The sequence below is a fragment of the Lutispora sp. genome (assembly GCF_041687175.1).
In the GTDB taxonomy this organism is placed as follows: Bacteria; Bacillota; Clostridia; order Lutisporales; family Lutisporaceae; genus Lutispora.
This window is the reverse complement of sequence record NZ_JAWLCK010000009.1, coordinates 1-22,942: the sequence shown is the minus strand read 5'-3', so window position 1 is coordinate 22,942 and position 22,942 is coordinate 1. Positions and strand designations below refer to the sequence as shown.

20 protein-coding genes and 5 tRNA genes are annotated in these 22,942 nt (G+C 37.5%); 24 read left to right on the top strand and 1 reads right to left on the bottom strand.

Going from position 1 to position 22,942, the window contains the following annotated elements:
- Positions 1 to 95: 95 nt before the first annotated feature.
- From ACESM9_RS03010 to ACESM9_RS02985, 6 genes are all read left to right on the top strand, one after another.
- Positions 96 to 1,013: a Ppx/GppA family phosphatase gene (locus ACESM9_RS03010; RefSeq protein WP_372995145.1), complete on the top strand. Its 918-nt coding sequence runs from the start codon at positions 96 to 98 to the stop codon at positions 1,011 to 1,013.
- Positions 1,014 to 1,106: 93 nt separating this feature from the next.
- Positions 1,107 to 1,195, top strand: a tRNA-Leu gene (locus ACESM9_RS03005).
- Positions 1,196 to 1,203: 8 nt separating this feature from the next.
- Positions 1,204 to 1,279: transfer RNA gene (locus ACESM9_RS03000), tRNA-Met, on the top strand.
- 24 nt (positions 1,280 to 1,303) lie between these two features.
- Positions 1,304 to 1,380: transfer RNA gene (locus ACESM9_RS02995), tRNA-Met, on the top strand.
- A 22-nt stretch (positions 1,381 to 1,402) separates the two neighbouring features.
- Positions 1,403 to 1,477, top strand: a tRNA-Glu gene (locus tag ACESM9_RS02990).
- Between the two features lie 21 nt (positions 1,478 to 1,498).
- Positions 1,499 to 1,574 (top strand) — tRNA-Thr (locus tag ACESM9_RS02985).
- Between the two features lie 53 nt (positions 1,575 to 1,627).
- On the opposite strand, the gene ACESM9_RS02980 is transcribed toward ACESM9_RS02985, so the two are convergent.
- Positions 1,628 to 3,502, bottom strand: coding sequence for an ATP-binding protein (locus ACESM9_RS02980; RefSeq protein ID WP_372995143.1), 1,875 nt, complete (start codon positions 3,500 to 3,502; stop codon positions 1,628 to 1,630).
- A gap of 320 nt (positions 3,503 to 3,822) precedes the next feature.
- Here ACESM9_RS02980 and spoIIE point away from each other — a divergent pair, with 320 nt between their 5' ends.
- The 18 genes from spoIIE to ACESM9_RS02890 all read left to right on the top strand — a co-directional run.
- Positions 3,823 to 6,183 carry a stage II sporulation protein E gene (gene spoIIE, locus ACESM9_RS02975; RefSeq protein ID WP_372995141.1) on the top strand — a complete coding sequence of 787 codons (2,361 nt, stop codon included), beginning with the start codon at positions 3,823 to 3,825 and terminating at the stop codon, positions 6,181 to 6,183.
- Positions 6,184 to 6,237: 54 nt separating this feature from the next.
- Positions 6,238 to 6,948 (top strand): vWA domain-containing protein, encoded by a 711-nt coding sequence (locus tag ACESM9_RS02970; protein WP_372995139.1) that lies wholly within the window; start codon positions 6,238 to 6,240, stop codon positions 6,946 to 6,948.
- The gene (locus ACESM9_RS02965) at positions 6,941 to 7,819 is read left to right on the top strand and encodes a protein kinase domain-containing protein (protein WP_372995136.1); all 879 of its coding nucleotides are present in this window, start codon (positions 6,941 to 6,943) and stop codon (positions 7,817 to 7,819) included. The genes ACESM9_RS02970 and ACESM9_RS02965 overlap by 8 nt, the downstream gene beginning before the upstream one ends.
- A 117-nt stretch (positions 7,820 to 7,936) precedes the next feature.
- Complete coding sequence (gene tilS, locus ACESM9_RS02960) at positions 7,937 to 9,337, top strand: tRNA lysidine(34) synthetase TilS (protein WP_372995134.1); 1,401 nt, start codon at positions 7,937 to 7,939, stop codon at positions 9,335 to 9,337.
- Positions 9,330 to 9,866 carry a hypoxanthine phosphoribosyltransferase gene (gene hpt, locus ACESM9_RS02955; protein ID WP_372995132.1) on the top strand — a complete coding sequence of 179 codons (537 nt, stop codon included), beginning with the start codon at positions 9,330 to 9,332 and terminating at the stop codon, positions 9,864 to 9,866. Before tilS ends, hpt begins: the two co-directional genes overlap by 8 nt.
- 69 nt (positions 9,867 to 9,935) lie before the next feature.
- Positions 9,936 to 11,744 carry an ATP-dependent zinc metalloprotease FtsH gene (gene ftsH, locus ACESM9_RS02950; protein WP_372995130.1) on the top strand — a complete coding sequence of 603 codons (1,809 nt, stop codon included), beginning with the start codon at positions 9,936 to 9,938 and terminating at the stop codon, positions 11,742 to 11,744.
- 62 nt (positions 11,745 to 11,806) lie between these two features.
- Positions 11,807 to 13,474 (top strand): formate--tetrahydrofolate ligase, encoded by a 1,668-nt coding sequence (locus ACESM9_RS02945; protein ID WP_372995128.1) that lies wholly within the window; start codon positions 11,807 to 11,809, stop codon positions 13,472 to 13,474.
- A 372-nt stretch (positions 13,475 to 13,846) separates the two neighbouring features.
- On the top strand, positions 13,847 to 15,526 hold the full coding sequence (locus ACESM9_RS02940) for a methylmalonyl-CoA mutase (protein WP_372995126.1): 1,680 nt from the start codon (positions 13,847 to 13,849) through the stop codon (positions 15,524 to 15,526).
- A gap of 13 nt (positions 15,527 to 15,539) precedes the next feature.
- Positions 15,540 to 15,938 carry a cobalamin B12-binding domain-containing protein gene (locus ACESM9_RS02935; protein WP_372995124.1) on the top strand — a complete coding sequence of 133 codons (399 nt, stop codon included), beginning with the start codon at positions 15,540 to 15,542 and terminating at the stop codon, positions 15,936 to 15,938.
- Positions 15,939 to 15,948: 10 nt separating this feature from the next.
- The gene (gene meaB, locus ACESM9_RS02930) at positions 15,949 to 16,896 is read left to right on the top strand and encodes a methylmalonyl Co-A mutase-associated GTPase MeaB (RefSeq protein WP_372995122.1); all 948 of its coding nucleotides are present in this window, start codon (positions 15,949 to 15,951) and stop codon (positions 16,894 to 16,896) included.
- Positions 16,897 to 17,301 carry a methylmalonyl-CoA epimerase gene (gene mce, locus ACESM9_RS02925; RefSeq protein WP_372995120.1) on the top strand — a complete coding sequence of 135 codons (405 nt, stop codon included), beginning with the start codon at positions 16,897 to 16,899 and terminating at the stop codon, positions 17,299 to 17,301.
- An 11-nt stretch (positions 17,302 to 17,312) separates the two neighbouring features.
- Positions 17,313 to 18,860, top strand: coding sequence for a methylmalonyl-CoA decarboxylase subunit alpha (gene mmdA, locus ACESM9_RS02920; RefSeq protein WP_372995118.1), 1,548 nt, complete (start codon positions 17,313 to 17,315; stop codon positions 18,858 to 18,860).
- A 15-nt stretch (positions 18,861 to 18,875) separates the two neighbouring features.
- Complete coding sequence (locus tag ACESM9_RS02915; protein WP_372995116.1) at positions 18,876 to 19,247, top strand: OadG family protein; 372 nt, start codon at positions 18,876 to 18,878, stop codon at positions 19,245 to 19,247.
- A 13-nt stretch (positions 19,248 to 19,260) separates the two neighbouring features.
- The gene (locus ACESM9_RS02910) at positions 19,261 to 19,659 is read left to right on the top strand and encodes a biotin/lipoyl-containing protein (protein WP_372995114.1); all 399 of its coding nucleotides are present in this window, start codon (positions 19,261 to 19,263) and stop codon (positions 19,657 to 19,659) included.
- A gap of 31 nt (positions 19,660 to 19,690) precedes the next feature.
- Positions 19,691 to 20,905 (top strand): sodium ion-translocating decarboxylase subunit beta, encoded by a 1,215-nt coding sequence (locus tag ACESM9_RS02905; RefSeq protein ID WP_372995112.1) that lies wholly within the window; start codon positions 19,691 to 19,693, stop codon positions 20,903 to 20,905.
- 153 nt (positions 20,906 to 21,058) lie between these two features.
- Positions 21,059 to 22,048, top strand: coding sequence for a biotin--[acetyl-CoA-carboxylase] ligase (locus ACESM9_RS02900; RefSeq protein WP_372995110.1), 990 nt, complete (start codon positions 21,059 to 21,061; stop codon positions 22,046 to 22,048).
- A 131-nt stretch (positions 22,049 to 22,179) separates the two neighbouring features.
- Positions 22,180 to 22,749 (top strand): ECF transporter S component, encoded by a 570-nt coding sequence (locus tag ACESM9_RS02895; protein ID WP_372995108.1) that lies wholly within the window; start codon positions 22,180 to 22,182, stop codon positions 22,747 to 22,749.
- A 51-nt stretch (positions 22,750 to 22,800) separates the two neighbouring features.
- Positions 22,801 to 22,942 (top strand): type III pantothenate kinase (locus ACESM9_RS02890; RefSeq protein ID WP_372995187.1); only part of this gene is annotated, 142 nt, incomplete at its 3' end.

Genomic DNA, 22,942 nt, shown 5'->3' with positions numbered 1-22,942 from the left:
TGAGAACTATGGTTTTAGATATTTATATGTCATTATGAGCCATAGCGAAAAAACTTATACCACAGAAGAATACAATATATAAAAGGGAGATTCATATGAGTAAAATAGCTGCAATAGATTTGGGAACCAACTCTATGAGACTTATGCTTTGTGAGGTTGTTGGCAAAAAATTTAGAACAAAGAGCAAAGAAGTTATAACTACCAGAATAGGAAAAGATATGGGACATAAGGGATTACTTACAGAAAAAGCTATGGCAAAAAACATAGAAGCTATTAAATACTTTAAAAAAAGGGCAGAGGAATATGGAGCTGAGAAAACCATAATATTTGCAACCAGCGCCATAAGGGATGCGGCCAATAAGGATCTTTTCCTGGAAAGAGTAAAAGACGAAACAGGGTTAGATATCATGGTACTAAATGGAGAGGAAGAAGCAGAAGTTGGGATGCTGGGGGCATCTTATGGTTTTGAAGATGAAAACTTGCTGGTTATAGATGTTGGTGGAGGCAGCACGGAATTAGTGCTTGGCTCGGAAGATAAAATACTGTATTCTACAAGCATCAATGCAGGAGCTGTAAGAATGACTGAAAAGTATGTAAAGTCAAACCCTATCCAACAATCAGACATTCAAGAACTGGAAAAATCTCTGGAAACTTTGTTTAGCGATGCACTAAACCAACTCAAAGAGAAAAAAATCGATAAGGTATTAGCTATTGGTGGAACTGCTACTACTGCGGCTTCGATTTTTCATAAAGCCAGAGTGTATGATTGGGAGCTGATTCATAATACTATATTAAACAAAACTTTTTTGGATAATCTTTTTGAAACTTTAAAATCAATGCCTTTGAAGGAAAGATATAACATAAAGGGCTTGCAGAAGGAAAGAGCAGATATTATACCTGCAGGAATATTTATAATATTATATGTATTGGAAAAGCTAAATAAAGAACAGGTTATTATAAGTGAGAACGATAATCTTGAGGGTATAATTATAAAATATGGAGAAGTTTTTTAGGGATTTTTCATATTTCATAAAATTGTTATTGACGATTCAGCATAAAACATATATAATTATATTTGTCGCTGCGAGGTAATAACCTAGCAGTTGGCCGGAGTGGCGGAACTGGCAGACGCACAGGACTTAAAATCCTGCGGTCCCTAAAGACCGTACCGGTTCGATTCCGGTCTCCGGCACCAATAATTATCGCGGGGTAGAGCAGCTGGTAGCTCGTCGGGCTCATAACCCGGAGGTCGTGGGTTCAAATCCCTCCCCCGCAACCAATTAATATATTAAAATATATAAATGGCGGCGTAGCTCAGTTGGCTAGAGCATTCGGTTCATACCCGAACGGTCATTGGTTCAAATCCGATCGCCGCTACCATTAATTTTTGAATAATGTTTGTGGCCCATTGGTCAAGCGGTCAAGACGCCGCCCTCTCACGGCGGCAACGGGGGTTCGATTCCCCCATGGGTCACCATCATATATAATAACTTAACATGCTGGTGTAGCTCAATTGGCAGAGCAGCTGACTTGTAATCAGCAGGTTGGCGGTTCGATTCCGTTCACCAGCTCCATTTTCAAAAAAACACTGCAAGTGATTGCAGTGTTTTTTACTGTTTCAAGAAACTTATTTTATATCATATATATCCGAGAACTCTAAATTGATTTTCTCTGCAATATTGTTTTGGGATATATAACAGTCATAATGCTCTCCGGAGTCTTCTTCAAGCAATTTTGCAGGAAGTTCTATGACAAATTCAGAACCTTGGTTTAGAACACTTTTCACATATATAGTTCCACCATGAGATTCTACTAAGGCTTTAACCATTGACAATCCTATGCCACTGCCTTCGCAATTTTTGCATAGGGTGTTATTTACCTGCTTGAATCTTTCAAATATGGAATCAATACTGTCGGGGGGAATACCTATACCAGTATCTTTGACGGAAATTACTACTTTATCTTTTTTGTCAAAGATGCTGACTGATATAAGTCCTCCTTCATTTGTAAACTTTATGGCGTTAGAAATCAGATTCAACATTATTCTCTCAATGGCATCCGGATCAATAGCTATTATTTTTTCTTCCGTATCTGTATCAAATAATACTTCTATTTTTTTAATATTGGCATATTCAACTATAGACATGGTTATATCTTCAATTATACTGACTATATTATAATTTTTTAACGTAAGCTTTAAATACCCATTATCATGCTTTGATAAATCTATAATATTGGATACCATTCGGATCAATCTATAGCAGTTTTGTTTCATCATAGATAGCTGTTCCAGAATCTTTTCATGGCCGATGCAATCTGTTTTTCTGGTTTGAAATTTATCAATTAGCTGCAAAGATGCCATAATTACATTTAAAGGAGTCTTTAATTCATGAGACAGATTTATGAATAACTGAGATTTTTGTACATCATTTTTTTCTATACTTTCTGCCATATTGTCAAAGGTTTGAGCTGTAATGGCAATTTCATCATATCCCGTTATATCAGTTCTTGCCGAATAGTCTCCGTTCATGATTCTATAGGCTGTATTCTTCAACTTAATAATGGGTGTTAGTAAATAACCACCCATGATAAAAGCTATAACAAATGATAGAAATAGCATTATCACAAACAGCGCTATTGCTTTATTGATTTCATTATTAACATATGATACAACATTTTCATATTTTGAGTATACTGATAAAGCCCATCTGGTTTTGCCTATAGGATAGCTACAGCCTAATCTATATATTTCTTCATTTTCAACAAAAGTTTTTTCTGATTTTATCAGCTGTCCTTCTAAAGCGCCCCAACTGGGAGAGTTATCAGAGATTTTTATTGATTTCATGTAGATGTTTGGATGGCCATTTTGGTATACAATAGTGCCTTTGTTGTCTATAAGAGAAAAAATTTCATCTTCATCAAACAACAGATTGGAGAACTGAGCACCCATTTTATCAATATTTATGGTGGCAACTATGATATTTTTCAGCTCACCATAGCTATTAACAGCTACTGCCATAGGAAGGACAGGCTTATTAATATCTGAGTTAAAAACTATGTTAGACAGTACTTTCTTGTCTCCTGACATGATTCTGGCTACATATTCCCTATGTTTTAAGGATTTTTCCAATAAAACAGGATTTGAACTTGAAATGATATTACCATTGTTATCAAGCCAAAATAAATGATGTATAGCTCCATGCATGTCCACAATCTCATTAAGATATTTGTTTATATCTTCGCTGGTCAGATTTGGATTGTTTAATATATATTTGCTTGTTATATCTATCTGTGTCCATAGATTATCTATATATGATTCGAAAGAGCTGGCGATAGCCTTGCTCAAGCGTATATTGGATATTAGTTTTCTTTGTATTAGCTGGTCTTTATATGTATTTAACCGTACTATCTGAAAAGATATTACTGGAATCAATATACACATAATAAGAATAAAGAATTTTAATTTTATACTTCTCAATCTCATGAAAACACCTGACCACATATGATAATCTCCTCCGAAATATGATGGTTATGAAAATTATTAATTATATTCTTATTTATATACTATCACTTTATCATTGTATCAAACATTAATAAATATTTTTATCGTCTTTTTATACAAGCCGTCTCCAATAGTACTGTATAAAGGCTGTAAACTGATGTCTCATTAATTATAGGTTTACTATTTATTGTCATTTCATTGTATCCCCTGTCGTAAATATTTTTTTTAGCAAAACCCAACTTGACAAATATTTCAGCTGGATTTTGATATTATAAGGTTTACAGAATCAATACTTAAGCAAATATTAGGTGGTGGATGCATTGGTAGATTTGATTGCAACAGAGAAAAAGATGATGCCTAAATTGAAGTTTGTTATACAAAATAGTGGATTAATAATAAATTTGTTAACTGCTTTAATTGGGTTTTCAATGGGAAGGATAGTTATATTGGACTTTCTTAGTCCTTTTTCCATTTCATTATTATGTTCCTCTATGGTTAGCAGATTAAATCCCTATGTTATAGGTTTGGGCATAATCTCAGGTTCATTTAGTATTAAAAATCCTGAGCTTTTATTAAAAAATATGGTTTTAGTTATCCTGATGCTTCTTATTTATTTGATGATCAATAGGACAAGAATGAACAACAGGGTTTTTATCAGTGTGTTTGCCTCACTGGCAAATATGGCCGCAGGGATTTTTATATTTTACTTAAAGGATTATTACCTTTATGATATGCTTATGATAATAATTGAATCTGTAATGATATGTGCATTGATAAATATCTATGATAAGGCTTTAGTTTTTTTCACCAGCATGAAGAGAAGGACAAAAGTATCTTCTGAAGAGGTTGTTTCAATTTTATTCCTTATAATATCATCATTTTTAGGAGCCTCCTTGTATGTCTGGGATTTATCCATAAAGAATATTGTATCCATAACTATAATTCTCTTGGCCTCGTATATGGGGAGTATAGGTACAGGTGCAGCAGCAGGCATAGTCTTTGGTTTATTGCAGGCCTTATCCGGTGATATATATCCTTCTGCAATAGGGGTGTATGGAGCCTGTGGCATATTGTCGGCCGCTTTTAAATCCTATGGCCGTTTAATGGCGGTATTGGGGTTTATATTGGGAAATTCAATCATGACCTTTTATATAAATGGTTCCACAGAGGTTCTGATAAGATTCGAAGAAATACTGGCGGCTTCTATTTTATTCATGCTCCTTCCAGAAAAGAAAATAAAGAAGATAATATTCAATAAGTGGAAAGTTGAAACTCAATCCTCATCAAAAGGTGAGTTATATAGAGTAAGAGATTATACTGTGGAAAGACTGCAGGAAATATCAGATGTATTTAAGGAGCTGGCATTATCTATGAGCGCGGGACTAGCTACAAAGGAGTATTTCTCTCAGTTGGATGCAGCTGAGATTATGGAAAAGGTGGTAAAAGATACATGCCAAAGTTGTGGGATGTACAATAGCTGCTGGAAGAAGGAATTTTACAATACATACCAAAAGATGTTCGCAGCGCTATCTAAAATAGAAAGCGGTGATTTCAGGGAAGAGGATAAAAAACAAAGAATAATAAACAAATGCTTGTTTCCTGAAAAGGTGTGGGATAGATTGAAATATCATTATGATATATATAGATATACACTTGCCTGGAAGAAAAAAATTGATAACAGTAGATATGCCTTGAGTCATCAGATGCAGGAGACTGGAAAGCTTATTGGAGATTTAGCCAATAGATTCAGTGTTAATATGGAATTTGACAGCGCTTTAGAGGAAGAAATCCTGGTGACCATGGATAAACTGGGTATACATTTGGATCATGTAACAGCTATAAGGGGAAAGGATAGTACTGAAATAGACATAAGACACAAAAACTGCGGTGGAAAGAGAGAATGCATAAGTAAGATAATTCCGGAGATAAGAAGGATTACTGGTAAACATTTTGTTAAGCTAGATGCATCATGTTCATTTTCCAGGGGAGATGGCTGCCTGTTGAAATTGAGGGAAGCCTATAAATTTTCAATTGTGACAGGTATAGCTAGAAAGCAAAAACAAGCTTCTTCAGTATCGGGAGACAATTATTCACTTATGGAATTAAAGGATGGAAAATTCTTTATGATTCTAAGCGATGGAATGGGGAGCGGGCCAATGGCGGCAATGGAAAGTGGAATGGCTGTGAATCTTATTGAGAAATTTCTTGCTGCCGGTTATGATCAGAACACAGCCCTGGAAGCTGTAAACTCCCTCTTGCTTATTAAGTCTGATAATGATAACTATGCTACTGTCGATATGACAATAATAAACCAATATACTGGGGATGTAGAATTCCTTAAGGTAGGAGCAGTATCCACATTTATAAAGTACAAGGACAGAGTAGATGTAATAAGAAACAGCTCTCTTCCTGCAGGCATATTGGATAAGATAGATGTTGAATTTAACAGGAGAAAAATCAGAGATGGAGATTTTGTTGTTATGATCACTGATGGGGTGCTGGAGGCAAATGATAAGGATTTGGACAAAGAAAAATGGCTTGAGGAAATAATATATGACATTGATACAAGAAATCCAAAAAAAATGGCGGACATTATCATGGAGAAGTGTCTTGAGAAATCAAAGGGTCAAACTCCAGATGATATGACCGTATTGGTGGCAAAAATCTGGAAATCAGCTTAAGTTGAATATAAACCTCCTTTTTTGGCAATAAGTACAAAAAAAGGAGGTTTTTTTATGGACAAAGAGTCAGGTATCATAAAGCAAATAATAGTAATTACAGATGGGAGATCTAATATTGGTGTAAACCCTGCGGAGGCAGCAGCCAAAGCAAAGGCTGAAGGCATTACCGTAAGCGCTATAGGCATTATTGATGATGAAGGAAGAAATGAAGAAGATGTATTGGAAGTGGAGGCCATATCTAAGGCAGGAGGAGGGCTATCCGATTATTGCTATACTCATAATTTAGGGATGACGCTTCAAACTATGACTCAGAAAACTGTAAATCATACTTTGGAATGCATTGTAAGCAGACAGCTGAAGACAATAATCGGGGAGGATATAACAAACATAGAACCTAAGTCAAGGCTGAAAATAGTTGAATTCATAGAAAAATACGGAGAACGGGTTAATTTGCTTAATGTGATTGTGTTGGATACCAGCAAAAGCATGGCAAATAAACTGGAGAAGTCAAAAAAATGCATTATTGATCTGATGGAGTCTATGAACAATAGGAAGGGTATAAGCAATCTAGCTTTGATTTCATATCCTGGTGATAATAGCAGCATGATAAATGTAGTATGTGATTTTACAACAGACAGGGCACTGCTGAAGGAAGGGATGAAACTACTAAAGGCCAAAGGAGGAACACCAACAGGCCCCGCAATTGAAGCGGCAATTGACCTTATAATGGAATATGATGCTCCAGCTCGTATACATTATGTATGATATGGATTGGAATATAATAAAAGGAAAATGGTACAAGAATGAATATAGGATAATAAAGCCCCTTGGCAAAGGCGGGATAGGTAAAATATATTTAGCTGCCCATAAAAAAAGAGGTTTGGTGGCTCTGAAACTGAGTAAATCCATGTTGAGCATTACAAGAGAATATGATACCATTAAAAAATATAAAGACAAGCATTTTGTTCCTGTTGTTTATGAGTTGGATGATTGGGAATCTAGCGGTGAAACATATCATTTCTTTGCAATGGAATATATCAAAGGACATAACTTGACGGAAGCTATGAAAAGATATATGCCTTTAGAGCTAAAAGTTAAGCTTTTTATGATAATATTGAGTATTATCAGTGATATAAACGAAGAGGGCTTGATATATTCGGATATAAAGCATGAAAATATAATGGTGGATTATAATAATTTGTCCATAAGGTTTGTAGATTTCGGCAGCTTGATTCCTATTGGAGAAAGTATAAAAGAGTATACTCCCTTATATGATAGGTATTCCTGGGGCCTGGGGTCAAGGACTGCAGACTTGACTTACCAAGTGTTCAGCGCCGCTGTCCTGTTTACAACCATGCTGATAGGCTTTATTCATAAGGTTGATAAAGATAGTATAGCGGCAATTATGAAAGAACTTGATAAGAATAATATTCCTAAAGGCCTTTCAGTATTGATTCTTAAAGCTTTGAAAGGTGAAATAGAAAACTGTGACATATTTCTCAGAAGGCTCAGAAATGTGGATTTAGATGTGAGGAAAAATACAATAAGTCTTAGCAAATTACTGGATATGATTATTGCTTTCTTAACGATTATATTGGGAGTTGTACTTATTGGGATACGCTTTCATAGTTCATAGGAAATTTTGAATTACCTTGTTGTTAACTTTCTGTCATTATTTGCGAGAAAGGCTTCCTTGATGTTAAAATGTTTCCATTGGAAGCCTTTCTTATCATAAGCAAGGAGTATGTATAAAATGAGAGATTTATCTTTGGTTGTAGAGGACACCATTAAGAAATATAATATGCTAAATCATGGGGATTCAATAGTTGTGGGGTTATCAGGAGGGCCCGACTCTATGTGCCTCCTTCATGTGCTTATGGGACTTAAGGAAGCCTGGGGGCTTAAGATTTATGCTGCCCATCTGAATCACCAGTTCAGGGGAAGAGACGCAGATGAAGATGCTTTATATGTAAAGAAAAAGTGTGAGGAATGGGGTATTGAGGTTTTTATTCAGGTGTTCAATGTTCCTGCCTACGCTAAGGAGAAAGGTTTGTCTTCTGAAGAAGCAGGAAGGGAAATAAGGTATAAACTCTTTTATGAAGTTGCACATAAGGTAGGGGCCAATAAGATCGCAATAGCTCATAATATGAATGACAATGCAGAGACAGTATTGATGAATCTATTCAGAGGCAGCGGTATTGAAGGTTTGAAAGGAATTGAAGCCACAAGGGGAGAAATAATCAGACCTCTTATCAATGTTAGAAGAGATGAAATTGAAGCCTACTGTCATGAAAAAAAACTTAATCCACGAATTGACAAGACAAATCTTGAGCCTATATACGGAAGAAATAAGGTAAGATTGGAGTTAATACCTTACATAGAAAAACATTTCAATGGTAACATAATGAGCACTCTACAACGGCTTTCTGATATAGTAACCATTGAAAATGATTTTTTGAATAAGGAAGCAAAAAAATTATTATTAAAGATTGCAATTATCGGTGAAAATAGTATAGAATATAATATTAACAAAATGAATGACATTCACCCCGCTCTTTTGAGAAGAGTCATAAGAATGGGTATAGAACAGCTTATTGGAACCCTTAAAGGCATCGAATACAGAAATATAGAGGGAGTTCTGGATTTACTCGGCAAAAGCACAGGTGCTGCTATCATACTGCCACATAACATTAAAGCTTATATATCCTATGACAAGTTGATACTGAGAATTAACACACAAAGTGAACCTTATAAATATTATCTGGAGCTGGAAAATGACCGAGACAATATTGCCGAATTTTTTGACTTCACAGTCAGGCTTACGACTGTGGATGCTTCGCAAATAGGTGATATAAAAAAGGACAAATATAAAGTTTATATTGATAAAGGCAAAGTCAAACAGAAGTTGGTATTGAGAAATAGATTTGACGGAGATGTTTTTTCTCCTATCGGGCTTAAGGGTTCTAAAAAACTGAAGGAATATTTTATTGATGAAAAGATTCCTAAGGAAGAAAGGGATAACATATTTCTTATAGCTGATGGAAAAGAGATAGTCTGGGTTCTGGGCAGAAGACTAAGTGAAAAATATAAAATAACAAGCGATACCAAAGAAGCAATAATTATTAATATAATAAGGGGGACCTGTAGTGAATAACGATATACTAAAAGTGCTTATAACCAAGGAAGAATTAGAACAGAAAGTAAAAGAATTGGGTCAGATGATTACGAAAGATTATAAGGATAAGGATCTGATGATAGTAGGTGTTTTAAAGGGTTGTGTCATATTCTTATCTGACCTTATCAGGGAGATAGATTTGCCGCTGACTATGGATTTTATGGTAGTTTCAAGCTATGGCTCTTCTACAAAGTCCTCAGGAGTTGTAAGGATTATAAAGGATTTGGAGAAGGATATTGCAGGTAAAGATGTATTGATTGTAGAGGATATAGTTGATACAGGATTAACATTAAACTATTTGGTGGATTATCTGAAATCAAGAAACGCCAACAGCGTTAAGATATGCACCCTTCTAGAAAAACCAGACAGAAGAAAAGCAGAAGTGGAAATGGAATATGTAGGTTTTCGTATCCCCGATGAGTTTGTGGTTGGATATGGATTGGATTATGCAGAAGTCTATAGAAACTTGCCCTTCGTTTGTATTCTGAAGCCTGAAGTATATTCTTAATTGTAATTTATGGCTTCATGTGATAAAATTATAATGTTTCGGGTAACATGGTTTAAAGGAGGGTAATTTTTGAGAAAGTTTTTAAGAGGTATAAGTTTCTATGTACTAATTTTCGTTATAATTATTTTCTTTGCCCAGATATTTAGTAATACAGGTGAAGGAAAGACTGAGCTGACTTATACCCAGTTTATATCAGAAGTTGAAAATAAAAGAATAAGGGAAATATATGTGACTGTAGTAGGCGATACTACCGTCATCAACGGAAAGCTCAGCGATGGTAGAGAGTTTGAGGTTACCGCTCCTAAAGAGCAGTTCAATCAACTTGCTCAGGATTATGCAGAAAGGGGCACTCTCAACATATCATACGAGAAACCTCAGCAAACTTCTATATGGCTTTCTTTTTTGCCTTCTGCATTAATTATCGTATTGATAATTGTGTTCTTCTTTATATTTTCACAGCAGACCCAAGGAGGAGGCAGCAGGGTAATGTCCTTTGGCAAGAGCAGAGCCAGGCTCCTGACTGACGACAAGAAAAAGGTTACCTTTGCTGATGTGGCTGGTGCAGATGAAGAGAAGGAAGAACTAGGTGAAATTGTGGATTTCCTCAAACAACCCAGAAGATTTATAGAATTGGGTGCCAGAATACCTAAAGGAGTTTTGCTGGTGGGCCCTCCAGGCACAGGAAAGACCTATCTTGCCAAGGCTGTTGCGGGAGAAGCAGGAGTTCCTTTCTTCAGCATCAGTGGCTCGGATTTCGTAGAGATGTTTGTAGGTGTGGGTGCTTCAAGAGTCAGAGACTTGTTCGAGCAAGCTAAAAAGAATTCTCCCTGCATAATCTTTATAGATGAGATAGATGCTGTAGGAAGACAGAGAGGAGCCGGCTTAGGCGGTGGTCATGATGAGAGGGAACAAACATTGAACCAATTATTAGTTGAGATGGATGGTTTCAATGTAAATGAGGGAATAATAATCATAGCTGCTACAAACAGGCCTGATATACTGGATCCTGCACTCCTTAGACCTGGAAGATTTGACAGGCAGATTACTGTAGGAATACCTGATGTAAAAGCCAGAGAAGAAATATTGAAGATCCATGCTAGAAATAAACCTTTGGGAGATAATATAAGCTTAGAAGTATTGGCCAAAAGTACTCCGGGCTTCACGCCTGCTGACTTGGAAAACCTTATGAATGAAGCGGCTCTATTATCTGCAAGAAGAAATAAGAGAAAGATAGAGATGAAGGAGCTGGAGGAAGCAACTATAAGGGTAATAGCTGGACCAGAGAAAAAGAGCAGAGTAGTCAGCGAACAGGATAGAAAATTGACTGCATACCATGAAGCTGGTCATGCTGTAGTGCAGAAACTTACTCCTAATGCGGATCCTGTTCATCAGGTATCCATCGTTCCAAGAGGTAGAGCAGGAGGTTATACAATATCACTACCTGAGCAGGATAAGTACTATATGTCTAAAATTGAATTAGAAAATCAGATTGTTATGCTCTTAGGCGGCAGAGTGGCTGAGAAAGTAGTATTAGACGATATTAGTACTGGAGCCAAAAATGACCTTGAAAGGGCAACAACCATTGCAAGAAAAATGGTAACTGAATACGGTATGAGTGAAAATCTAGGGCCTATGACCTTTGGTACCGATCATGATGAAGTATTTATTGGCAGAGATCTGGCAAGGAGCAGGAATTACAGCGAAGAAATTGCAGCCAGCATAGATAAGGAAATAAGGACGATAATAGAGAAGGCTTATGATAAGGCTGAAACTCTGTTAAGAGAAAACATCAATAAACTTCATGGGGTTGCCAATGCATTGTTGGAAAGAGAAAAGCTAGATAAAGATGAGTTTGAAGAGGTTTTTGCAAATGCATAAGGAATGGTAATTACCATTCCTTAATTATTAATATATTTTAAGAATGGAGGTATATACATAGCATGAAGACAGATATTCAAATAGCTCAGGAAGCTAAGATGAAGCCTGTCATGGATATAGCCAAGGATTTAGGTATTCCTGAAGATGATGTAGAGCTATATGGCAGATATAAAGCAAAAGTGGATTTAAGCATTTGGGACAGCTTGAAGGAAAAAAGTGAAGGTAAGCTGGTTTTGGTCACAGCCATAAATCCAACTCCTGCGGGAGAAGGTAAGTCAACTACAACAGTTGGACTAGGCCAGGCTTTGGCAAGATTGGGTAAAAAATCAGCCATAGCTCTGAGAGAGCCCTCATTGGGACCTGTATTTGGTGTAAAAGGAGGGGCTGCTGGCGGCGGATATGCCCAGGTGGTGCCTATGGAAGATATAAATCTGCATTTTACCGGAGATATGCATGCCATAACAGCTGCAAACAATCTTTTATCAGCGGCTATTGACAATCACATTACTCAAGGCAATACTTTAGGGATAGACATGAGACAGATAGTTTGGAAAAGAGTCATGGACATGAATGACAGGGCTCTTAGAGATGTCGTAGTAGGCTTGGGCGGAAAAGCCAACGGCTTTGTAAGACAAGATGGTTTTATGATAACTGTAGCATCTGAAATAATGGCTATACTATGCTTAGCTAATGACATGAAAGATCTTAAGGAAAGGCTTTCAAGGATAATAATTGGATACAATTATGATAACAAACCTGTTACAGCAGGAGATTTGAAGGTACATGGTGCCATGGCACTGCTATTAAAGGATGCTATAAAACCTAATCTAGTACAGACATTAGAAAATACTCCTGCATTTATTCATGGTGGTCCCTTTGCAAATATTGCTCACGGCTGTAACAGCGTAATGGCAACAAAGCTGGGTATGAAGCTGGTTGATTATCTGGTTACCGAAGCAGGTTTCGGAGCGGATCTAGGCGCAGAAAAATTCATGGACATAAAATGCAGATATGCAGGAATTTCTCCATCGGCAGTAGTTATAGTAGCGACCATAAGAGCACTAAAGATGCACGGGGGAGTTAAGAAAACAGAGCTGTCCGCAGAAAATGTCGCAGCATTGGAGAAAGGCTTTGATAATCTCAGGAAGCACATTGAAAATATAAAGAAATTCGGTGTGCCGGCGGTTGTTGCTGTCAATAAGTTTGTTACCGATACCGAAGCAGAGGTAACTAGACTATTGGAGCTATGCAGGATGGAGGGTGTAGAAGCCTCTCTGTGCCAAGTATGGGAAAAAGGCGGAGAAGGCGGAGAAGAATTAGCTGCTAAGGTTATAGAGGCCTGCGAAAAGGAAAACAGCTTTAAATTCATATATGATGTAAATGAAAGCATCAAAGAAAAAATAGAAAAGATAGCAAAAGAGATTTATGGTGCAAAAGGCGTAGTGTATACCGCAAAGGCAGAAAAAGAAATCCAGCGCCTTGAAGATCTGGGATTAGATAAGTATCCTATTTGTATGGCAAAAACCCAGTACTCTTTGTCAGATAATCCTGAATTGATTGGAAGACCTGAAGGTTTTGATATAACAGTTAAGGAAGTCCGAGTATCTGCAGGTGCAGGTTTCATAGTTGCATTGACAGGCGATATAATGGTTATGCCTGGTTTGCCTAAGGTTCCTGCTGCAGAGAAAATTGACATTGATGAAAAAGGTGTAATAACAGGATTGTTCTAATATTAGGAAATGCTTCCGATAGGGAGCATTTCATTTTTTGCGCAAGTAAAGTATTTTTTCTTCACAATGCAATCTTTTTTGCTTAACATGCATAACATACACAATAAAATGAGAAAACGAGAAAAATGAAAAATTCAAGTGGTATTGTGAATAAATAAACAAATTTTATAGTACCTTTTACTTGTAAAATATGATAAGATAGTGCAAGAAGGAAAACTTGCAAAATTCAAACAGAAATGAAAGATTACATTCAAATTTTTCAATAAGACTTGTTAAATTTGTTGAAATTGCAGGTAAAACTATATGTTATCTACATGATACATAGGTGTTGACTATGTAAGATTAAAAATATTTTATATAGGGAGGCAAAGCATGTATAACAAAGAAAAGCTTGATGCTCAAAAAGCAGAGAGAGAGAATTGGGAAAAGAACAAGATTGCTAAAACTTTAGCAAAGAGACCTGAAAGGAAAGCTGAATTTACTAGCACTTCAGGCTTCGAGGTTAAAAGGCTATATGCTCCAGAAGACATAGCAGATTTAGACTACAATGAAGATTTGTCCTATCCAGGAGAATTTCCTTATACAAGAGGCGTACAGCCAACAATGTATAGAGGAAAATTGTGGACCATGAGACAGTATGCAGGATTTGCAACTGCAGAAGAATCAAACAAGAGATACAAATACTTGCTAGAGCAGGGGCAAACAGGCTTGAGCGTTGCATTCGACCTTCCAACCCAGATAGGCTATGATTCAGATCATCCACTATCTGAAGGAGAAGTTGGTAAGGTTGGTGTTGCCATCGACTCATTAAAAGACATGGAGATACTGTTTGATGGAATACCCCTAGATAAGGTAAGTACATCAATGACTATTAATGCACCTGCTTCAGTGCTTTTGGCTATGTATATAGCTGTTGCGGAGAAACAGGGCGTAACACCTGATAAACTTTCAGGAACTATACAAAACGATATATTGAAGGAGTACATTGCAAGGGGTACATATATATTCCCTACAGAACCTTCAATGAGACTTATCACTAATATATTCGAATATTGTGCAAAACATGTTCCAAAATGGAATACCATATCAATAAGCGGCTATCACATCAGAGAAGCAGGTTCAACAGCAGTTCAAGAGGTTGCATTTACTCTGGCAGACGGTATAGCTTATGTTGAAGCTGCCATAAAAGCTGGTCTGGATGTAGATGAATTCGCTCCTAGATTATCTTTCTTCTTTAATGCCCATAATGATTTGCTTGAAGAGGTTGCTAAGTTTAGAGCAGCAAGAAGACTATGGGCTAAGATCATGAAGGAGAGATTCAACGCAAAAGATCCTAAATCATTAATGCTAAGATTCCACACTCAAACAGGTGGCTCTACTTTAACTGCACAGCAACCTGACAACAATATAGTTAGAGTTGCAATACAAACCCTTGCTGCAGTTTTGGGTGGTACTCAGTCCTTGCATACAAACTCAAGAGATGAAGCCTTAGCACTTCCAACTGAGGATTCAGTAAGAATAGCTTTAAGAACTCAACAAATCGTAGCTTACGAGAGTGGTGTAGCTGATACAATAGATCCACTTGCTGGTTCATACTATGTTGAAAGCATGACAAACGAAATTGAAAAGAGAGCTGCTGAATATATAGCTAAAATAGATGAATTGGGAGGAGCTCCAAAAGCTATCGAAAGAGGATTCATACAACAAGAGATTCAGGATAGCGCATACAAATATCAGAAAGAAGTTGAAAAAGGCGAGAGAATAGTAGTTGGAATGAATAAATTCCAAATCGAAGAATCTGCTCCAAAGGGATTATTAAGAGTTGATCCTGTTGTAGGAGAGATGCAGAAGGAAAAATTAAAAGCACTAAGAGCCGAAAGAAATAATAACAAGGTAGAAGAGAGCCTTGCTGCACTTAGAAAAGCTGCAGAGGGCGATGAAAATCTAATGCCATATATATTAACAGCTGTAAAAGAATATGCAACATTAGGCGAAATATGCGGTGTTTTAAGAGAAGTATTCGGCGAATACCAGCAATCTGTTATTCTGTAAGGAGGTAAATGAGATGAATAGACCAATTAGAGTCTTAGTTGCAAAACCCGGCCTTGATGGTCATGATAGAGGAGCGAAGGTTGTTGCTCGAGCTATGAGAGATGCAGGTATGGAGGTTATTTACACAGGTCTCAGACAGACTCCTGAGCAGATTGTAGAAGCTGCAATACAGGAAGATGTTGATTGTGTATCCATGAGCATATTGTCAGGAGCTCACAATCATCTTTTCCCAAAAGTAGTTAAACTGCTAAGAGAAAAGGGTGGAGAGGATATATTAGTAGTAGGTGGAGGAGTAATACCCGAGGAAGATATACCTGGACTAAAAGAGGCAGGAATAGCAGAAATATTTACTCCAGGAACTCCTACAGGTGTGACAATAGATTTTATTACCAAAAACATAAAAAGAAATTAAGGTGATTTAGATGGATATTAGGGCAGGCTTGTCCAGCGGAAGCAAAAGAGCTGCTGCTCGCCTGATAACTATGATAGAAAATGGGGATCCTGAAGCCATAGAAATTATCAAAGAGAACTATCATAAAACAGGCAAAGCTAGAATAATAGGAATCACAGGTCCTCCAGGCGCAGGCAAAAGCACAGTTACAGATAAGCTTGCAAAACTGGTTAGGAAACAAGGCAAAAAAGCTGCAATTATTGCCGTGGATCCCACAAGCCCTTTCAGTGGCGGAGCTATCTTGGGAGATAGAATCAGAATGTCAGACCTGAACACAGACGAGGGAGTGTTCATTAGAAGCATGGGGACAAGGGGAGCCTTGGGAGGGCTCTCCAAGTCTGTACATGGAGCAATAAAGGTTATGGACATATTTGGCTATGATTATATCTTTGTTGAGACAGTAGGCGTAGGACAGTCAGAGATAGATATTGTAAAAATAGCTGATACGGTATTAATGGTTATGGTTCCAGGCTTAGGGGACGATATTCAGGCAATTAAGGCAGGTATAATGGAAATTGGAGATGTATTTGCAGTCAATAAATCCGATAGAGAAGGAGCAGAGAAAACCGCGACAGAAATAGAGGTTATGCTTGATCTCAACGGTATGACAGAATATAGACCTCCGGTAAAAAATATAATAGCTAAGGATAACAAAGGAGTCGAGGAGCTCTGGGAAGCTATTGAGGGACATTATGAATATATGGTATCATCGGGAAACTTTAACAAAAGAAGAGAAAAAGCCATTGAAACAGAGGTCTTGGAGATATTTAAGCAAAACTTGTTGGACAAGGTTATGAGACTTCAGAAGAATACTGAGTATTTATCAGGTCTTATAATAAAAGTGTTTAAAAAACAGATGGATCCTTATACCGCTGCATTAGAATTAGCAAATATTTTGAATAAAGAGGAGGGAAAATAAATGGTTAAAAAAGTGGACCATATAGGTGTTGCAGTAAACAATCTGGAAGAGTCAGTAAAGTTTTATGAGGAAATTTTGGGTCTTAAGCTTCAAGGCATAGAAACCGTAGAAGAACAAAAAGTAAAAGTAGCATTCTTACCTATTGGGGATACAGAAATCGAACTATTGGAAGCTACAACTCCCGATAGTCCTATAGCAAAATTCATTGAGAAAAAGGGACAGGGAGTTCAGCATGTGGCTTTCAGAGTTGATGACATAGAGAAAGCCTTGGAAGAAATGAAAAGCTTAGGTATAAAACTCATCGATGAGAAACCAAGGTATGGCGCTGGTGGCGCAAGAATAGCTTTCTTACACCCAAAAAGCACTAATGGTCTATTAGTGGAGTTATGTGAGAGGAAAGGATAGGGAGTGATAATATGTCAATAGACAAGATTCAGGAACTAAGCAAAAAAAGAGAAGCCATAATGCAGGGCGGCGGAGAAAAGAGAATCAAGAAGCAGCATGATTCAGGCAAATTAACAGCCAGAGAAAGATTGGACTTATTATTTGATGAAGGAAGCTTTATCGAAATAGACGCCTTTGTAAAACATCGCTGCACAGAATTTGGCATGCAGGATGTAGATGCTCCTGGTGAAGGAGTTGTAACAGGTTATGGTACAGTTGATGGAAGATTGGTTTATGCATATGCTCAGGACTTTACAGTTGTAGGTGGTTCCTTGGGAGAAATGCATGCTAAGAAGATATGCAAGGTCATGGATATGGCTCTTAAGATGGGAGCACCTGTAGTAGGAATCAACGATTCCGGCGGAGCAAGAATACAGGAAGGTGTAGACGCATTATCCGGCTATGGCAACATATTCTTTAGAAACACAATTGCTTCAGGAGTTATACCTCAGATATCAGTAATAATGGGGCCTTGTGCCGGTGGAGCTGTTTATTCTCCAGCCCTTACAGACTTCATATTCATGGTTGACAAGACAAGCCAGATGTTTATAACAGGTCCACAGGTTATAAAGGCTGTTACAGGTGAAGAAGTTTCATCAGAAGAGTTAGGTGGAGCTATGACTCATAATAGTGTGAGTGGAGTGGCTCACTTCATAAGTCCTGATGAAAGACAGTGTATAGAAGAAATCAAGAGATTATTGAGCTTCTTGCCTTCAAATAATATGGAAAGCGCACCTGAGTTTGGTTGTGAAGATGATTTAAACAGAATCGAAGATAAGCTAAATGAAATAGTACCGGATAACCCCAATAAGGCTTATGATATGAAAGAAATTATATCAACCATAGTTGATAACGGAGATTTCATGGAAGTTCAGCCTTACTATGCAATGAATATAATAACAGGGTTTGCAAGACTTAATGGCAGATCTGTAGGCATTATAGCAAATCAGCCAAAGGTTTTGGCAGGATGTCTTGACATCAATGCATCTGATAAGGCAGGAAGATTCATAAGAACTTGTGATGCATTCAATATACCAATATTAAATCTTGTTGATGTGCCAGGTTTCTTACCAGGAACTAACCAGGAATATGGCGGAATAATAAGACATGGTGCAAAAATGCTATATGCATATAGTGAAGCAACTGTGCCGAAAGTGACTTTAATAGTAAGAAAAGCTTATGGTGGAGCATACCTGGCAATGTGCAGCAAGGATTTGGGTGCAGATCAGGTATATGCATGGCCTTCAGCTGAAATTGCCGTAATGGGACCTGACGGAGCAGCAAACATAATCTTCAAGAAAGATATTGAAGCAGCTGATGATCCTGCAGCAAAAAGACAGGAAAAGATACAGGAATATAAGGATAAATTTGCAACTCCATATATAGCAGCCAGCAGAGGCTATGTAGATGATGTTATAGAACCTGCAACAACAAGACAGAGACTGATTTCCGCCTTTGATATGTTAGAGAGCAAGAGGGAAAGCAGACCTGCTAAGAAACATGGCAATTTGCCTGTATAGAAGAGGGGGAAAACAATGAGCGAAGTACAGCAACTTACTTATGGACTCATAGTCACCTTAGTAGGTATGGGTATAGTCTTCCTTGTTTTGATTGGCTTATCATATATGCTTGATGCATTGAAGCTGTTATCAAACAGAGGAGCAGCCGAAAAAAAAGCTGAGGCTGTTAAGGTAGAACGGGTTGAAGAACCTGTAGAAGAACCTGCAGAAGTTGTCAATGTCCCTGAAGAAGATGAAGGGGAATTGGTTGCAGTAATAAGCGCAGCATTGGCTGCTTTCATGGGAAGCAGCAGCAATGTGGTAATAAAATCTATCAATAGAGTAGAGGGAAATACTCCAGTATGGGCTAAAGTTGGAAGACAGGAACAAATGTATAACAGATTTTAGGGAGGAATAAAAAATGAGAAAGTTCTTAATAAATGTTAATGGAAACAGCTACGAAGTGGAAGTAGAAGAAATAAGAGATGGAGTTGCTGCAGCACCAGTAGCAGCCCCCGCACCAAAAGCAGCTCCCGCTCCAAAGGCAGCACCCGCTGCAGCACCTAAGGCAGCTCCAAAAGCAGCACCAGCAGCAGCACCTGCAGGAGCAGCCACAGTTACAGCACCAATGCCTGGAACAATCCTTTCAGTAAATGTTAAAGTTGGTGAATCAGTTAAAAAGGGACAGGTATTGTGCATACTTGAAGCAATGAAGATGGAAAACGAAATAATGGCAAACGGAGATGGAAAAGTAGCTTCTATAGCAGTAAATGCAGGAGATTCTGTAAATACAGGACAGGTTTTGATTGTGCTTGAATAGGCATGACAGAACTTCGAATGGGGGAATTTAAATGTCTTTGACTCAATCAATATTGGAATTTTTTAATAGTATGGGATTTTCTGCTATGACATGGCAAGAAGCAGTAATGATAGGTATATCTTTTGTTCTTATATACCTTGCCCTAAAGAAGGGTTTTGAACCTTTACTGTTGCTGCCCATAGCCTTTGGTATGCTTCTGGCAAATCTACCTTTGGCTGGATTGAATGCAGAACCTATATACCAGATTGTAGTAGATCCGGTAACAGGAGAGCATGTACACGAAATGGTAGATGCTGGCGGATTGTTATACTGGTTATACAGAGGAGTTAAGCTAGGTATATATCCTCCACTAATATTCCTAGGCGTAGGTGCCATGACAGATTTTGGCCCTCTTATTGCAAATCCTAGGAGTATACTGCTAGGAGCAGCAGCACAGTTCGGTATATTTACAACTTTTATAGGTGCTCTGTTGCTTAACTTTATACCTGGCATAACATTTACTGTTCCTGAAGCAGCATCTATCGGTATAATAGGAGGAGCAGACGGTCCTACAGCAATATATCTTACAGCTAAACTAGCACCTCATCTATTGGGACCAATCGCAGTAGCGGCTTATTCATACATGGCTCTGGTACCTTTGATTCAGCCTCCGATAATGAAGGCTTTGACTACTAAGGAAGAAAGACAAATAGTAATGGAACAATTAAGACCCGTATCCAAAGTGGAAAGAATAGTGTTCCCAATTATGGTTACTACAGTAGTATCACTAGTTCTTCCTTCAGCAGCAGCTCTTGTTGGTATGCTTATGCTTGGTAACTTGCTGAGAGAAGCAACTACAATGCAGAGCACCCTGAATAGATTGATGAAGACTGCTTCTGGCGAATTGATGAATATAGTTGTTATCTTTTTAGGTACTACAGTTGGTGCAACTGCTAAAGGTGAGATATTCTTATCACCTAAGACATTAGCGATAATTGCTCTTGGTCTTATCGCTTTCTCAATAGGTACAGGTACAGGTGTTATATTCGGAAAGATAATGTGCAAATTAACAGGCGGAAAGGTTAACCCGCTCATAGGCTCGGCAGGTGTATCAGCAGTACCTATGGCGGCCAGAGTATCTCAAAAGGTTGGTCAGGAAGCCAATCCTTCAAACTTCCTTTTGATGCATGCTATGGGACCTAATGTTGCAGGAGTTATTGGTTCTGCTGTTGCAGCAGGTGTTCTTCTTTCAATGTGCAGTCTCTAAAAAATTATAACGAATTAAAATACAGGCAGAAATGCCTGTATTTTGTTGTGCAATTATATATTCTTTGATACTATTTAAATAGTTTAAATAACTATTCCACATTTTATATTGAATTCATATTTGTTAACTACAAATAATATAGAGGAGAAGCATATGAAAGACAATATATTAAGAGAATTAATAAATAACAAAAATAGATATTTGTCAGGTCAGGAATTGAGTGCTAAGTTTGGTATCAGTAGAACCGCCATATGGAAGCATATAAATAAGTTAAAGGAAGAGGGCTATGTAATAGAATCTGCAACTAATAAAGGGTATGTGCTCATAGAAAGCCCGGATATATTAAATCCTGTTGAAATAAAAGAGCTGTTGAAAACAAAATTTATAGGAAGAGATATAATATACCTGGATTCAGTAGATTCAACCAATAGTTATGGTAAGAGGATGGCAGAAGGTGATTTTTGGGACGGCACTGTAATAATTGCTGAGGAGCAGACTTCAGGCAGAGGAAGATTAGGCAGAGATTGGGTTTCCCCAAAGGGTAAAGGCATCTGGATGACAATAATGTTAAAACCTGATATTAAGCCGAACCTGGCTTCTCAAGTAACTCTTATAGCAGCGGTAGCAGTATTGAAGGCAATAAAATCTATTTATAATATGGATATTATGATAAAATGGCCTAATGATTTAGTTGTTAATGGTAAAAAAGTATGCGGAATACTAACTGAATTAGGAGCTGAAATTGAAAGGATAAATTATCTATGTGTAGGCATAGGTATAAATGCAAATTCGGAGGAATCTGATTTTATTAATAAAGCCCTGGATACAGCTACATCAATTAAGATTGCTACTTCTATAAAAGTAGAAAGAAAGGAACTGATAGCCCGAATATTAACTGTTTTTGAAAATTATTATTCTTTATTTCTAGAAAAGGGAAGCATCGGATTTATGATAGAAGAGTACAAAAAATATCTGATAAACATAGGAAAAGAAGTGCGACTGATCACAAAGAATGAAGAAATACAGGCAAAGGCTGAGGATATAACCAATGAAGGACATTTGCTAGTAAGATTAAAGGACGGTACTTTGAAAGAAATATCATCCGGAGAAGTATCTGTAAGAGGGATATACGGATATGTTTAAAGAAAATTATTGCATCAAGGTTCCAGTGATGTTAAAATAATTCTGTCGGCATCAGATAGAGCCGAACAAGAATTAAAAAAAATATAAAATATCGTCCGGTATCCCTTAGGAACTGGAACGGAGGTGCGAAAATGTATAGTGAAAGAGCAAAAAGTTTTATGTCAGTAAGAAAACTTGTGATTACAGGTATGTTGGCGGGAGTATCCATCTTACTTGGAAGTACCCCATTAGGTTTTATACCCATAGGGCCAACAAAAGCAACCATAATGCACTTACCTGTAATAATAGGAGCCATAATGGAAGGCCCTATGGTAGCAGTAGGTATTGGTTTGATATTTGGTGTATTTAGTATGATTCAAGCTATGATGGCACCCACCATAGTGTCATTTGTATTCTTGAATCCATTGGTAGCTGTACTTCCAAGAATGCTCATCGGGGTTACAGCCTATTATACCTACAAGTTCACCAAGAGCTCAGCTGCTTCTGCTGTAGCTGGAACATTAACCAATACTGTAGGAGTATTAGGAATGATCTACATTCTCTATGGAGCCCAGTTTGCAGCTGCAATGGGACAGGATCATACCAAGGCAGCAGCACTGATTGCGGGTATTGCCACTACCAATGGCATACCTGAAGTAATAGTGGCAGTTGTAGTTGTTACTGCCGTGGTGACCGCACTTAAAAGAATAAAAAAAGCATGAAAACCAGGCTAAAAGCCTGGTTTAAGTTTAATATTAAGGAGTGGTAAATACATGATACTGGTAATTGATGTGGGGAATACCAACATTGTATTGGGCATATATGAAGGCAAAAAATTGCTTGATTTTTGGAGAATCGGGACAGAAATTCATAAAACCAGTGATGAATATGGTATGATTGTAAACCAACTATTTA

Bases quoted from the DNA above. Each gene is read 5' to 3' on its own strand.
- ACESM9_RS02945 (WP_372995128.1), top strand. From the start codon at position 11,807: ATGAAGACAGATATTCAAATAGCTCAGGAAGCTAAGATGAAGCCTGTC.
- ACESM9_RS02980 (WP_372995143.1), bottom strand. From the start codon at position 3,502: ATGTGGTCAGGTGTTTTCATGAGATTGAGAAGTATAAAATTAAAATTC.
- ACESM9_RS02905 (WP_372995112.1), top strand. From the start codon at position 19,691: ATGTCTTTGACTCAATCAATATTGGAATTTTTTAATAGTATGGGATTT.
- mce (WP_372995120.1), top strand. From the start codon at position 16,897: ATGGTTAAAAAAGTGGACCATATAGGTGTTGCAGTAAACAATCTGGAA.
- meaB (WP_372995122.1), top strand. From the start codon at position 15,949: ATGGATATTAGGGCAGGCTTGTCCAGCGGAAGCAAAAGAGCTGCTGCT.
- tilS (WP_372995134.1), top strand. From the start codon at position 7,937: ATGAGAGATTTATCTTTGGTTGTAGAGGACACCATTAAGAAATATAAT.
- ACESM9_RS02910 (WP_372995114.1), top strand. From the start codon at position 19,261: ATGAGAAAGTTCTTAATAAATGTTAATGGAAACAGCTACGAAGTGGAA.
- ACESM9_RS02970 (WP_372995139.1), top strand. From the start codon at position 6,238: ATGGACAAAGAGTCAGGTATCATAAAGCAAATAATAGTAATTACAGAT.
- mmdA (WP_372995118.1), top strand. From the start codon at position 17,313: ATGTCAATAGACAAGATTCAGGAACTAAGCAAAAAAAGAGAAGCCATA.
- ACESM9_RS02940 (WP_372995126.1), top strand. From the start codon at position 13,847: ATGTATAACAAAGAAAAGCTTGATGCTCAAAAAGCAGAGAGAGAGAAT.
- ACESM9_RS02895 (WP_372995108.1), top strand. From the start codon at position 22,180: ATGTATAGTGAAAGAGCAAAAAGTTTTATGTCAGTAAGAAAACTTGTG.
- ACESM9_RS02915 (WP_372995116.1), top strand. From the start codon at position 18,876: ATGAGCGAAGTACAGCAACTTACTTATGGACTCATAGTCACCTTAGTA.
- ACESM9_RS03010 (WP_372995145.1), top strand. From the start codon at position 96: ATGAGTAAAATAGCTGCAATAGATTTGGGAACCAACTCTATGAGACTT.
- ACESM9_RS02900 (WP_372995110.1), top strand. From the start codon at position 21,059: ATGAAAGACAATATATTAAGAGAATTAATAAATAACAAAAATAGATAT.
- ACESM9_RS02935 (WP_372995124.1), top strand. From the start codon at position 15,540: ATGAATAGACCAATTAGAGTCTTAGTTGCAAAACCCGGCCTTGATGGT.
- ACESM9_RS02965 (WP_372995136.1), top strand. From the start codon at position 6,941: ATGTATGATATGGATTGGAATATAATAAAAGGAAAATGGTACAAGAAT.